This window comes from Pseudomonas sp. DrBHI1 (assembly GCF_002205115.1).
Classification (GTDB): Bacteria; Pseudomonadota; Gammaproteobacteria; order Pseudomonadales; family Pseudomonadaceae; genus Aquipseudomonas; species Aquipseudomonas mosselii.
In genome coordinates, this window is the sequence record NZ_NIBE01000026.1 from 47,460 (window position 1) to 60,037 (window position 12,578).

The following is a 12,578-nucleotide window of genomic DNA, read 5'->3' on the forward strand; positions in this document are numbered from 1 at the left end:
GGCGCAAGTCGGCAATCAGTGCAGGGCCTCTTCGGCCTTCTGGATCGCGGCGAATTCCTCTTCCGGGGTACCGGCCACCAGGTGGTGACGGCTGTAGAAAGCAAAGTAGGCAATTAATACTGCATAGATCACTGCAGCGCCAATCACCACCCTTGGATCGACCAGGAACCCGGCGACCACGGCGATGCAGGCCAGCACCAGGGCAACGCCCGAGGTGAAGATGCCGCCGGGCGTGCGATACGGACGCTCCATTTTCGGGCGGCGGATGCGCAGGGTGATGTGCGCGGCCATCATCAGCACGTAGGACAACGTCGCGCCGAACACCGCCACCAGGATCAGCAGGTCGCCCTGGCCGGTCAGCGACAGGGCGAAGCCGATGATGCCGGGGATCACCAAGGCCAGCACCGGGGCCTTGCTCTTGTTGGTTTCCGACAGCTTGCGCGGCAGGTAGCCGGCACGGGAAAGCGCGAAGATCTGCCGCGAATAGGCGTAGATGATCGAGAAGAAACTAGCGATCAGGCCGGCCAGGCCCACCAGGTTGACGAAGCCGCCCATCCAGGTGGAGCCGCCGTAGGCCTTGGACAGTGCCTCGACCAGCGGGTTGCCCGAGGCCTTGAGGGCTTCGGAGCCGGCGCCGCCGGGGCCGACCACCAGAATCAGCAGGGCGAAGGCCAGCAGCACCAGCATCGCGCCGATCAGGCCGCGGGGCAGATCGCGTTTCGGGTTCTTGGTCTCTTCAGCGGCCAGCGGCACGCCCTCGACCGCGAGGAAGAACCAGATCGCGTAGGGAATCGCCGCCCACACCCCCACATAGCCGAACGGCAGGAAGCTGCTGGCACCGACTGCGTCGGTCTTGGCGATGTCGAACAGGTTGGCTGCATCGAAATGGGGCACCATGCCGATCAGGAACACCGCCAGGGCGATGGCGGCGACGGCGGTGATGATGAACATCAGCTTCAGCGCCTCGCCCACCCCGAAGATATGGATGCCGATGAACACGATGTAGAAGGCCAGGTAGATCATCCAGCCGCCGATGCCGAACAACGACTGGCAGTAGGCGCCGATGAACACGGCGATGGCCGCGGGGGCAATAGCGTACTCGATGAGGATCGCCGTGCCGGTGAGGAACCCGCCCCAGGGACCGAAGGCGCTGCGGGCGAAGCCATAGCCGCCGCCAGCGGTGGGGATCATCGACGACAGTTCGGCCAGGGAGAAGCACATGCACAAATACATGGTGGCCATCAGCAGGGTGGCGAGGAACATGCCGCCCCAGCCGCCCTGGGCCAAGCCGAAGTTCCACCCGGCGTAGTCGCCGGAAATCACGTAGGCCACGCCCAGGCCCACCAGCAGGACCCAGCCGGCGGCGCCTTTTTTCAGTTCACGTTGCTGGAAATAGTCCGATCCGACTTTTTCGAAGTCGACGGAGGAGCTCGCCGGCGCGCTGCCGGAATGATCGCTTGGCATAGGGTTCACCTGTTGTTTTTCTTAGGTTGCCGGAGGGACTGCCGGCCACTGGTGATTCGTTTTGCAGAAAGCGGGCCAATGGGCAGCTGCAAGCCCCAAGCCGCAAGCTTCAAGAAAAAGCAGCCCGCATCAGGCCTGCTTTTTCTTGTCGCTTGAAGCTTGGAACTTGAAGCTGCTCTTGTTAGAAGAAGCCCAGCGGGTTGATGTCGTAGCTCACCAGCAGGTTCTTGGTCTGCTGGTAGTGGTCGAGCATCATCTTGTGGGTTTCGCGGCCGACGCCGGACTTCTTGTAGCCACCGAACGCGGCATGCGCCGGGTACAGGTGGTAGCAGTTGGTCCACACGCGGCCGGCCTTGATACCGCGGCCCATGCGATAGGCGCGGTTGATGTCGCGGGTCCACACGCCGGCACCGAGGCCGAACTCGGTGTCGTTGGCGATGGCCAGGGCCTCGGCTTCGTCCTTGAAGGTGGTGACGCTGACCACCGGGCCGAAGATCTCTTCCTGGAACACACGCATCTTGTTGTTGCCCTTGAGCAGGGTCGGCTGGATGTAGTACCCGCTGGCCAGCGCGCCTTCGAGCTGCTCCACCTTGCCGCCGGTGAGCAGCTCGGCGCCTTCTTCCTGGGCAATCTTCAGGTACGACTGGATCTTCTCGAACTGCTGCTGGGATGCCTGGGCGCCGACCATGGTGTCGGTGTCCAGCGGGTCGCCGCGCTTGATCTGCAGGACCTTCTTCATCACCACTTCCATGAACTGCGGGTAGATCGACTCCTGCACCAGGGCGCGCGACGGGCAGGTGCACACCTCGCCCTGGTTGAAGAACGCCAGCACCATGCCTTCGGCGGCCTTGTCGATGAAGGCAGGCTCGGCCTGCATGATGTCCTCGAAGTAGACGTTGGGCGACTTGCCGCCCAGTTCGACGGTGGACGGGATGATGTTTTCGGCCGCGCATTTCATGATGTGCGCGCCGACCGGGGTGGAGCCGGTGAAGGCGATCTTGGCGATGCGCTTGCTGGTGGCCAGGGCTTCACCGGCCTCGCGGCCATAGCCTTGCACCACGTTGAGCACGCCCTTGGGCAACAGGTCGCCGATCAGCTCCAGCAGCACGGTGATGCCCAGCGGCGTCTGCTCGGCGGGCTTGAGCACCACGCAGTTGCCGGCGGCCAGGGCCGGGGCCAGCTTCCAGGCGGCCATCAGCAGCGGGAAGTTCCACGGGATGATCTGCCCGACCACGCCCAGTGGCTCGTGGATGTGGTAGGCCACGGTGGTTTCGTTGATCTCGGCGGCGCCGCCTTCCTGGGCGCGGATGCAGCCAGCGAAGTAGCGGAAGTGATCGACCGCCAGCGGGATGTCGGCGTTGAGGGTTTCGCGGATCGGCTTGCCGTTGTCCCAGGTCTCGGTGATAGCCAGCAGTTCGAGGTTCTGCTCGATGCGGTCGGCGATGCGCAGCAGGACGTTGGAGCGGTCCTGCACCGAGGTGCGGCCCCAGGCGTCGGCGGCGGCATGGGCGGCGTCGAGGGCCTTTTCGATGTCTTCGGCGCCGGAACGGGGGAATTCGGCGATCGGCTGGCCGTTCACTGGCGAGGTGTTGGTGAAGTACTCACCCTTTACCGGAGGAACGAACTCACCACCGATGTAGTTGCCGTAGCGGCTCTTGAAGGAAACCTTCGCGCCCTCGGTACCGGGATGTGCGTAACGCATGGTGTGTCTCCTGGTCATTGTGATTGTTGCGGAGTTTCCTAGCGTAGAGCAAAGGTCGGGCCAGTGCCTGGAGGGCCTTGTGTATCAATGACTTGGGTCAAGATCGGGCAGTGGCTGGCGCCGCCCTGTGCCAGGGCCGACACGGCCTGGGTGACACTTTGTACCGTTTACGACACAACCTGTGACCACAGGGTCAGTGCAGCATTGCAAAGCGTTGCCGCCTGGAGGATGCTGGCAACACGCTCTATCTGCGGAGAACAACTACAAATGCAGAGCAACCCGTTCAGTCGCCATGCCCAGCAAGTGCTCACGGTCGCCCACGGCCAGGCCAGCGGGCCGGGCAGCGACCCGTCGATCGCCCGCTCCTGGCTGCGCTGCCTCGAGGATTACCACCTCGATCCGGCCCGGGCCCAGGCCCCGGTGGTGCTCGAGCACGGCCGCCTGCTGGAGAGCCGCGAGCGTCTGCACCAGGTGCTGCAGATCGCCGACAACGAGATGAACAGCCTGCACCAGCAGCTCTCCGGCAGCGGTCACGCGGTGCTGCTGACCGACGCCCGCGGGGTGATCCTCAACTGCGTCTGCGCCCCCGGCGAGCGGCGTATTTTCGAGCGCGCCGGGCTGTGGTTGGGCGCCGACTGGAGCGAAGCCCGCGAGGGCACCAACGGCATCGGCACCTGCCTGGTCGAGCGCCAGGCCCTGACCATTCACCGGGACGAACATTTCCGTGGCCGACACACCGGCCTGACCTGTTCGGCCAGCCCGGTATTCGACCCCCATGGCGAACTGCTGGCGGTGCTCGACGTATCGTCGGCACGGCCGGATGTGTCGCGCCAGAGCCAGTTCCACACCATGGCCCTGGTCAACCTGTCGGCGAAGATGATCGAAAGCTGCTATTTCCTGCGTCATTTCGAGCAGCAGTGGTTGCTGCGCTTCCACCTGCAGGCGGAGTCGGTCGGCCTGTTCAGCGAAGGGTTGCTGGCCTTTGACGGTGACGGGCGGATCTGCGCCGCCAACCAGAGCGCCTTGAACCTGCTGGGCACCATCCGTGGCGGCGTGCTGGGCAAGCCGCTGGACAGGTTCTTCGCCTGCAGCCACGACGAGCTGTTCAGTCGCGCCACGCCCCAGGGCAGCAGCGCCTGGCCGCTGCACACCCGCGATGGCCGCCAGGTGTTCGCCAGCCTGCGTGGCCAGGCCCGTGCGCCGGTGTGGTCGGTGCCGGTGGCCTTGCCCCACGCCAGTGCCCCCGGCATTTGCCTGCTCGACCCAGCCCTGCGCGAGGACTTTCGTCGTGCCGTGCGGGTGTTCGAGCGCGATGTGCCCCTGCTGCTGCGCGGCGAGACCGGCTGCGGCAAGGAGGCCTTCGCCCAGGCCGTGCACCAGGCCAGCTCGCGTCGGCACAAGCCGTTCGTGGCAATCAACTGCGCGTCGATTCCCGAGAGCTTGATCGAAAGCGAGCTGTTCGGCTATCGCGGCGGCAGCTTCACCGGCGCGCGCAAGGAGGGCATGCGCGGCAAGCTGTTGCAGGCCGATGGCGGCACCTTGCTGCTGGACGAGATCGGCGACATGCCGCTGGCGCTGCAGACCCGCCTGTTGCGGGTGCTCGAGGAGCGTCAGGTGGTGCCCATTGGCGGCGAGCCGCAGGCGGTGGATGTGCGGATCGTCAGCGCCACCCACCGTGACCTGCTGGAACGGGTGGCGCAGGGCGGTTTCCGCGAAGACCTCTACTACCGCCTCAATGGCCTGGAAGTCGCCCTGCCGGCGCTGCGCGAGCGCAGCGACAAGGCGCAGTTGCTGGACTTCCTGCTGGCGCAGGAGACCGAGGGCCAGGCCATCGGCCTCGACCCGGCCGCCCGCCAGGCGCTGTTGGACTTCACCTGGCCGGGTAACGTGCGGCAGATGAGGAATGTGCTGCGTACCTTGGTGGCGTTGTGCGAAGGCGCGCACATCGAGTTTTCCGATCTCCCGGCAATTGTTCGCAATAGCGCGGCCTCCGCAGGAGCGGCCTTGTGTCGCGAAAGGGCCGCAGAGCGGCCCCAGGATCCCGAAAACGCCGGGGCTGCTGCGCAGCCCTGTCGCGGCACAAGGCCGCTCCTATACGCCGAGCGCGATGCACTGCTCACCGTACTGGAGGCAAACCGCTGGCACTTGACCCATGTCGCCGAGCAGTTGGGCATCAGCCGCAATACCTTGTATCGAAAACTGCGCAAACACGGCATCGCCAGGGTCGGTTGAGCGAAACAGCGAGTGCGATTTCCCTCGCCCTGGGCTACCCTGCCTCGACGTTTTGCGAGGTCGATCATGCACATTCATATTCTCGGTATTTGCGGCACTTTCATGGGTTCGCTGGCCGTGCTGGCCAAGGAGCTGGGCCACCGCGTCACCGGCTCCGACGCCAACGTCTATCCCCCGATGAGCACCCAGCTCGAGGCCCAGGGCATCGAGCTGACCCAGGGCTACGACCCGGCCCAGCTGGAGCCGGCACCTGACCTGGTGGTGATCGGCAACGCCATGTCGCGGGGCAACCCGGCGGTGGAGTACGTGCTGAACAAAGGCCTGCCCTATGTGTCCGGCCCGCAGTGGCTGGCCGACCATGTGCTGCAGGGCCGCTGGGTATTGGCCGTGGCCGGTACCCACGGCAAGACCACCACCAGCAGCATGCTGGCCTGGGTTCTGGAACACGCTGGCATGAGCCCGGGCTTCCTGATCGGCGGCGTGCCGCAGAACTTCTCGGTGTCGGCGCGCCTGGGCGCAACGCCGTTCTTCGTGGTCGAGGCCGACGAATACGACAGCGCCTTCTTCGACAAACGCTCCAAGTTCGTCCACTACCACCCGCGCACCGCGATCCTCAACAACCTGGAGTTCGATCACGCGGATATCTTCCCCGACCTGGCGTCCATCGAGCGGCAGTTCCACCATCTGGTGCGCACCATCCCCAGCGAAGGCCTGGTCATCCACCCGACCACCGAGCAGGCGCTGGAGCGGGTCATCGGCATGGGCTGCTGGACCCCGGTGCAGACCACCGGCGAAGGCGGGCAATGGCAGGCGCGGCTGCTCAGCGCCGACGGCTCGCGTTTCGAGGTGCTGTTCGAAGGTCAGGCGCAGGGTGTGGTGGATTGGGCGTTGACCGGTCAGCACAACGTCGCCAACGCCCTGGCTACCTTGGCCGCCGCCCGTCATGTCGGCGTGGCGCCGGCCATGGGTATCGAAGGCCTGAGCGCGTTCAAGAGCGTCAAGCGGCGCATGGAGAAGGTCGCCGAAGTGCAGGGCGTGACCATCTATGACGACTTCGCTCACCACCCGACCGCCATCGCCACCACCCTCGACGGTCTGCGCAAGCGCGTCGGCGAGGCACCGGTGATTGCGGTGATCGAGCCGCGCTCCAACTCCATGAAGCTCGGCGCCCACCGCGATGGCCTGCCGGAAAGCGTCAACGACGCCGACCAGGTGATCTGGTACGCGCCGCCCAACCTGGGCTGGGACCTGGCGGGCACCGCCGCGCAGTGCAAGGTGCCGAGCGTGGTGGCCGACAGCCTTGAAGCCATCATCGAGCGCATCAAGGGCCAGGCCCGTCCGGGCACCCATGTGGTGATCATGAGCAACGGCGGCTTCGGTGGCCTGCACGGCAAGCTGGCCGAGGCGCTGAAGTGAGCGGGCCGGAACGCATCACCCTGGCCATGACCGGCGCCTCCGGGGCGCAGTATGGCCTGCGTCTGCTCGACTGCCTGGTGCGCGAGGAGCGCGAGGTGCACTTCCTCGTCTCCAAGGCCGCGCAACTGGTGATGGCCACCGAGACCGACGTGCTGCTGCCGGCCAAGCCCCAGGCCATGCAGGCGTTCCTCACCGAGTACACTGGCGCGGCCGACGGACAGATCCGCGTGTACGGCAAGGAAGACTGGATGTCGCCGGTGGCCTCGGGCTCCGGCGCGCCGGCGGCGATGGTGGTGGTGCCCTGTTCCACCGGGACCCTTTCGGCGATCGCCACGGGCGCCTGCAACAACCTGATCGAGCGGGCCGCCGACGTGACCCTCAAGGAGCGTCGGCAATTGATCCTGGTGCCGCGCGAGGCGCCGTTCTCCACCATCCACCTGGAGAACATGCTCAAGCTGTCGCAGATGGGCGCGGTGATCCTGCCGGCGGCACCGGGGTTCTACCACCAGCCGCAGAGCATCGACGACCTGGTCGATTTCGTCGTGGCGCGCATCCTCAATCTGCTGAACATCCCGCAGGACATGCTGCCGCGCTGGGGCGAGCATCACTATGGGGTCGATGATTGAAGCGGGTGCTGGCGGGGCTGGTGATACTGGGCCAGCTCGGCGGCTGCGCCACGGTGCGCACCCTCGACGCCAACAAGCCGGGGGCGCCGGTGGTGTATGCCGGGACGCGCCTGGACCTGTACGTGATCAACGGCGGTTGTTGTCCCCTGGACCGCTTTGGCGCCGAAGCGCCGGCCTATCCGGGGCTGGACCTGCCGGGCAGTGCGTTGCTGGATACCTTGCTGCTGCCGTTGTCGTTGTTGACGGCGGCGGGGGTGGGCTTTAACGCCACCGGTGGTCTTTGATAGCCAAGGGCTGCTCTGCAGCACAATCGCCGGCTTGCCGGCGATTGGCGTGGTTCAGGACTGACTATTTCTTCCCCAGCTTGCGCAGCTCGTCGGACTCAACCACCCGAATCCCATCTTCCTCTTCCAGCGCCAGACGCCACAGCGCCCGAGCCAGGGTGCAGGCCTCGATGCCCCGGTACTTGCCCGGTATCAGGCGGGCGAAGGGCGCCGCCATCCGTTCCCCCAGACGCGGCTCGATCCGCTCGCCCAGCAACAGCGAAGGCCGCACGATGGTCAACTGCGGCCAGTCCTGCTGCTTGAGCGCCTCTTCCATCTCGCCCTTGACCCGGTTGTAGAAGACCGACGATTTCGGATCGGCGCCCAAGGCGCTGATTACCAGCAGGTGGCGGGCGCCCATCTCGCGGGCACGCTTGCTGAAGGCCACGACCATGTCCAGGTCGACGGCGCGGAACGCATTTTCCGAGCCGGCCTGCTTGAGCGTGGTGCCCAGGCAGCAGAAGGCGATATCGACACGGCCGGCCAGTTGCGGGAGAAACACAGCCGGGTCGCCCACCGGGTTTTCCAGGTGCGGGTGCTCGGCCAGGGGGCGGCGGGTCGGTGCCAGAACGCGGCTGATGGTGGGCTCGTTGAGCAGGCGGTCGAGCAGGTGTTCACCCGTCAGACCCGTGGCACCGGCAAGCAGGACATGTTGAGGCGTCAGGTACATGATGTCTCTCCCTCGTTACTACACAGCTTAGTGGGCACCAGGTGTTTTTGCCTGTTGCCCAGAAGCTGGCTGGGCTTCATTGCGCAGGGCTTGCTCGGCCTGTTGGCGGCGCAGGCGCTGCCAGTGGCTGATCACTGCTGGCGGCGCCCAGAGCTGCGGCTCCGAGGCTTCGAAGCCCTCCCTTCGTTCTCTTTCGGCAACGCTTTGACGCGCCAGTTCAAACGCCTGTTTCAAGTCGTCGGTCTGGTTCAGCGCCTGGGCGAACAGGGCGTCGCCGAAATAGGTGAAGTCGGCTTCTTCGGAGCAGCCGAACGACACCCGGTCGGGGCGCGCGGCGGTCATGACCAGGGTGCGGTCGTCCTTGAGCGGAGCGATGTAGCCACCCGAATAGCAGGCCGAGATGACGATTACCTTGTCGCGGTCTTTCAGCGGGGCCAGGGCGCTGGCCAGCTCGTCCGCGGAGAGGTCGGCCAGTTGCAGGCGCGGCTGGTCGAGGACCAGTTGGTGGTCATGGCTGCCATGGCTGGTCAGGTAGATGAACACCAGGTCCTCGGGGCCGCTGCGCTCGGCCAGGGTGCGGGCGGCGCGGGTGAGGTTCTCGCGGGTGGCCATCGGGCGGTCGGCCAGGTGGTCGCGATGGTTGACCAGGGTCACCTGGCCGTGGGCGCCGAAGCGCACCTTGAGCATGTTGCTGACATAGTCGGCCTCGCGCAGGAATACGCTCTGCTGGCCGTCGCCGGCTACCACCAGGCTGTACAGCTGCACCGGCGGCACCGACGCCGGCACCTTGGCCAGGGCATCGGCCAGCAGCTTGCCCTGGTTGAGCAAGGCCAGGTCCAGTGGGTCGGGCAGCAGTTTGCCCTGGGCATCGCGCACGCGCACGCCGTTGACCCAGGTGCCGCTCTCGATCCGTCCGTCCGGGTGGGTCAGCTTGCCGCGACCGTGGTAAGTGTCGTCGGCGAAACCGCCGACATACTGGCTGCCGTCGGCCAGCTGCAAGGTACCGCTGCCGGCGAAGCGCCAGTCGCGAAAACCTCCCTTGTAGCGGCTGCCGTCGCTGCCCAGCAGTTCGCCCTGGCCGACCAGTGATCCATCCTTGAAGTCGCCGATCCAGACGTCGCCGTCGGCGCTCTCGTAGCGCCCCCGGCCTTCTAGGCGGTTATCCTTGAATTCGCCGATGTACTGCTCGCCGTCGGCGCTGTCATAGGTGCCGGCGCCTTGCAACTGCCCGTCGATGAAGTGGCCGCTGAACTGGTTGCCGCTGGCGTCGCTGCGCACCCCGGCGCCATTGGGCTTGCCCTTGGCGAACAGCCCCTGGTAGCGGCTGCCGTCGGCCAGTTCGAGTTGGCCGGCGCCTTCGTACTGGTCGTCCTTGAACTGGCCGCGGTAGGTCTGGTCGTTCTGCTTGAGCGTGCCCTCGCCGTCGCGTCGGCCATGCTTGAAGGTGCCTGCATAATGGCTTCCGGGGGTGGTCAGGTCGCCCAGCCCCTGGAACAGGCCTGCACTGAACTGGCCGCGATAGACCTCGCCGTTGCTGCCATGCCATTCGCCTTGGCCATGCCACTGGCCGTCCTTGAAGGTGCCGGCATACCAGCTGCCGTTGGGGTAGTCGATGCGTCCCTCGCCTTGCAGCAGCCCATCGACCACCTGGCCGCGGTAGCGGCCGCCGTCGGGCAACCGGGCGTCCGGAGGCGACAACGGTTCACCTTCGCCGCAGGCGGCAAGCAACAGGATCAAGGTCAGGGGAAGCAGGGGGCGCATGGCGGGTTCCGCGGCAATCGATGCGCCGAGTATGCCGCAGAATGCGCGGGTGCGTGAATCGGGGCCGCGTGGCGGCCCCAGGGGCGTATCAAACGAAGCAGAGCGACAGCGGTTCGGCGATGTAGGCGGGTTTTTCTTCGCCTTCGATCTCGAGGGTGACGGTGGCCTTGAGCAGCCACTGCCCCGGTTTCTTCTCGGTGGCGTCGGTCAGGTCGACCTTCAGTCGCACCTGGCTGTCGACCTTCACCGGTTGAATGAAGCGCACGCTGTCCAGGCCGTAGTTGACCACCATCTTCAGTCCTTCGGGCAGCACGAGGATGTCTTCCATCAGCTTGGGGATCAGCGACAGGGTGAGGAAACCATGGGCGATGGTGGTACCGAACGGCGTTTTCTTCGCCTTTTCGGGATCGACATGGATGAACTGGAAATCGCCAGTGGCCTCGGCGAACAGGTTGATGCGTTGCTGATCGATCTTCAGCCAGGCGGAACGTCCCAGTTCCTTGCCAACGTACTGCGAAAGCTCTGTAACGGGTACATAGGGCATCGCGACATCTCCAGATTGTCATTTGGTACGAGTGTGCAAGATCAGCACGGCGAACCGTTTCAGTCAAGTTGACTGCTTTTCGCCGAATATCGCCTTATAGACAGTTGCTTAGCGTGCTTATAATGGCCGCCATGCTCTGAGGGAGGTCCATATGCTGTTGCGTGGTTTGACCTGGCTGGTGCTGTTCCAGTTGCTGGGAACGGCGATCAACCACCTGTTGCTGCCCATCCTGCCCGGGCCCATCATCGGCCTGCTGTTGTTGATGGCCTTCCTGATGACCCGTGGCGAGGTTGGCGAGCCGCTCAACGAGGCCGCTGGCAGCTTGTTGCGCTACCTGCCGCTGCTGCTGGTGCCGCCGGCGGTGGGGGTGATGGTCTACGCCAGGGACATCGCCGCCGACTTCTGGGCCATCGTCGGGGCCTTGCTGATCTCCTGCCTGCTGACCCTCGTGTTCGTCGGCGTGCTGATGCAGAAGCTGATCCACCGCCAGGGCAAGCGCGAGGAGCAGCCATGATCCTCGACTGGCACGGCGCACTCGAGGCGGTCATCCATCATCCGTTGTTCGGCATCGGCATCACGTTGGCCGCCTACCAGCTGGTGCTGGCGGGCTACGAGAAGACCCGCTGGATCTTCCTGCAACCGGTGCTGGTGTCGATGCTGGTAGTGATCGGCATCCTCCTGGCCTGCGGCGTCGACTACGCCGAATACCGCAAGAGCACCGAGATCATGAACATCCTCCTGGGGCCGGCCACCGTGGCCCTGGCGGTACCGCTCTACCTCAACCTGCGGCGCATTCGGCAGCTGTTCTGGCCGACATTTACTACGCTGGTAGTCGGAGGCCTGTTCGCCACCGTGGCGTGCCTGGCGCTGGGGTGGTGGTTCGGTGCCGAACACATGATCCTGATGACCATGGCGCCGAAATCGGTCACTTCGCCGATCGCCATGCTGGTGGCCGAGCAGATCGGCGGTGTGGCGGCCTTGGCCGCGGTGTTCGTGTTGATCACCGGGGTGATCGGTGCGATCTTCGGCCCGGCGCTGTTGACCCGATGCGGCGTGCTCAGCCCCGAGGCGCGAGGCATGGCGCTAGGGGTGACCGCCCATGCGGTGGGCACTTCGGTGGCCTTGCAGGAAAGTGATGAATGCGGCGCCTTCGCCGCGCTGGCGATGAGCCTGATGGGGGTGGCCACGGCGGTGTTCCTGCCGTTGGCGGTCAGCCTGGTGGCTTGAGGAGTCGAGATGACGTTACCGCTGTTTCCCCTCAATACCGTGCTGTTCCCCGGTTGCCTGCTCGACCTGCAGATCTTCGAGGCGCGCTACCTGGACATGATCGGCCGCTGCATGAAGCAGGGTGCCGGTTTCGGCGTGGTGTGCATCCTTGAAGGCGAGCAGGTGGGCAAGGCACCGCCGGTGGTGGCCTCGCTCGGCTGCGAGGCGCTGATCCGCGATTTCGTGCAGCAGGACAACGGCCTGCTGGGTATTCGCGTCGAGGGCGTGCGGCGGTTTCGTGTCGAACAGACCGAGGTGCAGAAGGACCAGCTGATGCTCGCCGAGGTGCAATGGCTGGCGGACCTGGCGGACAGCCCGTTGGTGGAGCAGGACGACGACCTGCTGGCCTTGCTGCTGGCGTTGGGCGAGCACCCGATGGTCGAGGCGCTGGACATGCCGCGCGACGTGGACGGGCGCCAGTCGCTGGGCAACCAGCTGGCGTACCTGCTGCCGTTCATGGAAGAGGACAAGCTCGACCTGCTGGCCATCGATTCGCCACAGCTGAGGCTGGAGGCGATCCAGGCGCTGCTCGAGCGGATCCAGGGCGAGTTGTTCGCCTGAGCTGCCCAAGCCC

At 65.5% G+C, this 12,578-nt stretch carries 12 protein-coding genes; 7 read left to right on the forward strand and 5 right to left on the reverse strand.

Going from position 1 to position 12,578, the window contains the following annotated elements:
* Positions 1-15: 15 nt before the first annotated feature.
* Together eat and CC207_RS04205 are read right to left on the reverse strand one after the other, a co-directional pair.
* Positions 16-1,464: an ethanolamine permease gene (eat, locus tag CC207_RS04200; protein WP_028690369.1), complete on the reverse strand. Its 1,449-nt coding sequence runs from the start codon at positions 1,462-1,464 to the stop codon at positions 16-18.
* 181 nt (positions 1,465-1,645) lie between these two features.
* Positions 1,646-3,166 carry an aldehyde dehydrogenase family protein gene (locus CC207_RS04205; protein WP_028690370.1) on the reverse strand — a complete coding sequence of 507 codons (1,521 nt, stop codon included), beginning with the start codon at positions 3,164-3,166 and terminating at the stop codon, positions 1,646-1,648.
* A 267-nt stretch (positions 3,167-3,433) separates the two neighbouring features.
* On the opposite strand from CC207_RS04205, the gene CC207_RS04210 reads away from it, so the two are divergent.
* The 4 genes from CC207_RS04210 to CC207_RS04225 all read left to right on the forward strand — a co-directional run bounded on the left by CC207_RS04210 (position 3,434) and on the right by CC207_RS04225 (position 7,724).
* Entirely contained in the window at positions 3,434-5,398 is a 1,965-nt protein-coding gene (locus CC207_RS04210) for a sigma-54-dependent Fis family transcriptional regulator (protein ID WP_028690371.1), read from the forward strand.
* 66 nt (positions 5,399-5,464) lie between these two features.
* Complete coding sequence (mpl, locus tag CC207_RS04215) at positions 5,465-6,814, forward strand: UDP-N-acetylmuramate:L-alanyl-gamma-D-glutamyl-meso-diaminopimelate ligase (RefSeq protein WP_028690372.1); 1,350 nt, start codon at positions 5,465-5,467, stop codon at positions 6,812-6,814.
* Positions 6,811-7,440: a flavin prenyltransferase UbiX gene (ubiX, locus tag CC207_RS04220; protein ID WP_028690373.1), complete on the forward strand. Its 630-nt coding sequence runs from the start codon at positions 6,811-6,813 to the stop codon at positions 7,438-7,440. The genes mpl and ubiX overlap by 4 nt, the downstream gene beginning before the upstream one ends.
* Positions 7,437-7,724 carry a YceK/YidQ family lipoprotein gene (locus CC207_RS04225; protein ID WP_088851638.1) on the forward strand — a complete coding sequence of 96 codons (288 nt, stop codon included), beginning with the start codon at positions 7,437-7,439 and terminating at the stop codon, positions 7,722-7,724. The genes ubiX and CC207_RS04225 overlap by 4 nt, the downstream gene beginning before the upstream one ends.
* Positions 7,725-7,788: 64 nt before the next feature.
* Here the strand turns inward: CC207_RS04225 and CC207_RS04230 are convergent, their stop codons facing one another.
* The 3 genes from CC207_RS04230 to CC207_RS04240 form a co-directional block, all read right to left on the reverse strand.
* A complete protein-coding gene (locus CC207_RS04230; RefSeq protein ID WP_028690375.1) occupies positions 7,789-8,433 on the reverse strand; it encodes an oxidoreductase in 645 nt (214 codons plus the stop codon).
* Positions 8,434-8,460: 27 nt separating this feature from the next.
* The gene (locus tag CC207_RS04235; protein ID WP_028690376.1) at positions 8,461-10,194 is read right to left on the reverse strand and encodes a C13 family peptidase; all 1,734 of its coding nucleotides are present in this window, start codon (positions 10,192-10,194) and stop codon (positions 8,461-8,463) included.
* A gap of 88 nt (positions 10,195-10,282) precedes the next feature.
* Positions 10,283-10,738: a MaoC family dehydratase gene (locus tag CC207_RS04240; protein WP_028690377.1), complete on the reverse strand. Its 456-nt coding sequence runs from the start codon at positions 10,736-10,738 to the stop codon at positions 10,283-10,285.
* 151 nt (positions 10,739-10,889) lie between these two features.
* On the opposite strand from CC207_RS04240, the gene CC207_RS04245 reads away from it, so the two are divergent.
* Genes CC207_RS04245 through CC207_RS04255 form a run of 3 tightly spaced genes read left to right on the forward strand, consistent with a single transcriptional unit; the run spans position 10,890 to position 12,565 of the window.
* Complete coding sequence (locus tag CC207_RS04245; protein WP_028690378.1) at positions 10,890-11,252, forward strand: CidA/LrgA family protein; 363 nt, start codon at positions 10,890-10,892, stop codon at positions 11,250-11,252.
* Entirely contained in the window at positions 11,249-11,965 is a 717-nt protein-coding gene (locus CC207_RS04250; protein ID WP_088851639.1) for an LrgB family protein, read from the forward strand. The genes CC207_RS04245 and CC207_RS04250 overlap by 4 nt, the downstream gene beginning before the upstream one ends.
* A gap of 9 nt (positions 11,966-11,974) precedes the next feature.
* On the forward strand, positions 11,975-12,565 hold the full coding sequence (locus tag CC207_RS04255) for an LON peptidase substrate-binding domain-containing protein (RefSeq protein WP_088851640.1): 591 nt from the start codon (positions 11,975-11,977) through the stop codon (positions 12,563-12,565).
* Positions 12,566-12,578: the final 13 nt, after the last annotated feature.

Bases quoted from the DNA above. Each gene is read 5' to 3' on its own strand.
- eat (WP_028690369.1), bottom strand. From the start codon at position 1,464: ATGCCAAGCGATCATTCCGGCAGCGCGCCGGCGAGCTCCTCCGTCGAC.
- CC207_RS04205 (WP_028690370.1), bottom strand. From the start codon at position 3,166: ATGCGTTACGCACATCCCGGTACCGAGGGCGCGAAGGTTTCCTTCAAG.
- CC207_RS04210 (WP_028690371.1), top strand. From the start codon at position 3,434: ATGCAGAGCAACCCGTTCAGTCGCCATGCCCAGCAAGTGCTCACGGTC.
- mpl (WP_028690372.1), top strand. From the start codon at position 5,465: ATGCACATTCATATTCTCGGTATTTGCGGCACTTTCATGGGTTCGCTG.
- CC207_RS04230 (WP_028690375.1), bottom strand. From the start codon at position 8,433: ATGTACCTGACGCCTCAACATGTCCTGCTTGCCGGTGCCACGGGTCTG.
- CC207_RS04235 (WP_028690376.1), bottom strand. From the start codon at position 10,194: ATGCGCCCCCTGCTTCCCCTGACCTTGATCCTGTTGCTTGCCGCCTGC.
- CC207_RS04240 (WP_028690377.1), bottom strand. From the start codon at position 10,738: ATGCCCTATGTACCCGTTACAGAGCTTTCGCAGTACGTTGGCAAGGAA.
- CC207_RS04245 (WP_028690378.1), top strand. From the start codon at position 10,890: ATGCTGTTGCGTGGTTTGACCTGGCTGGTGCTGTTCCAGTTGCTGGGA.
- CC207_RS04250 (WP_088851639.1), top strand. From the start codon at position 11,249: ATGATCCTCGACTGGCACGGCGCACTCGAGGCGGTCATCCATCATCCG.
- CC207_RS04255 (WP_088851640.1), top strand. From the start codon at position 11,975: ATGACGTTACCGCTGTTTCCCCTCAATACCGTGCTGTTCCCCGGTTGC.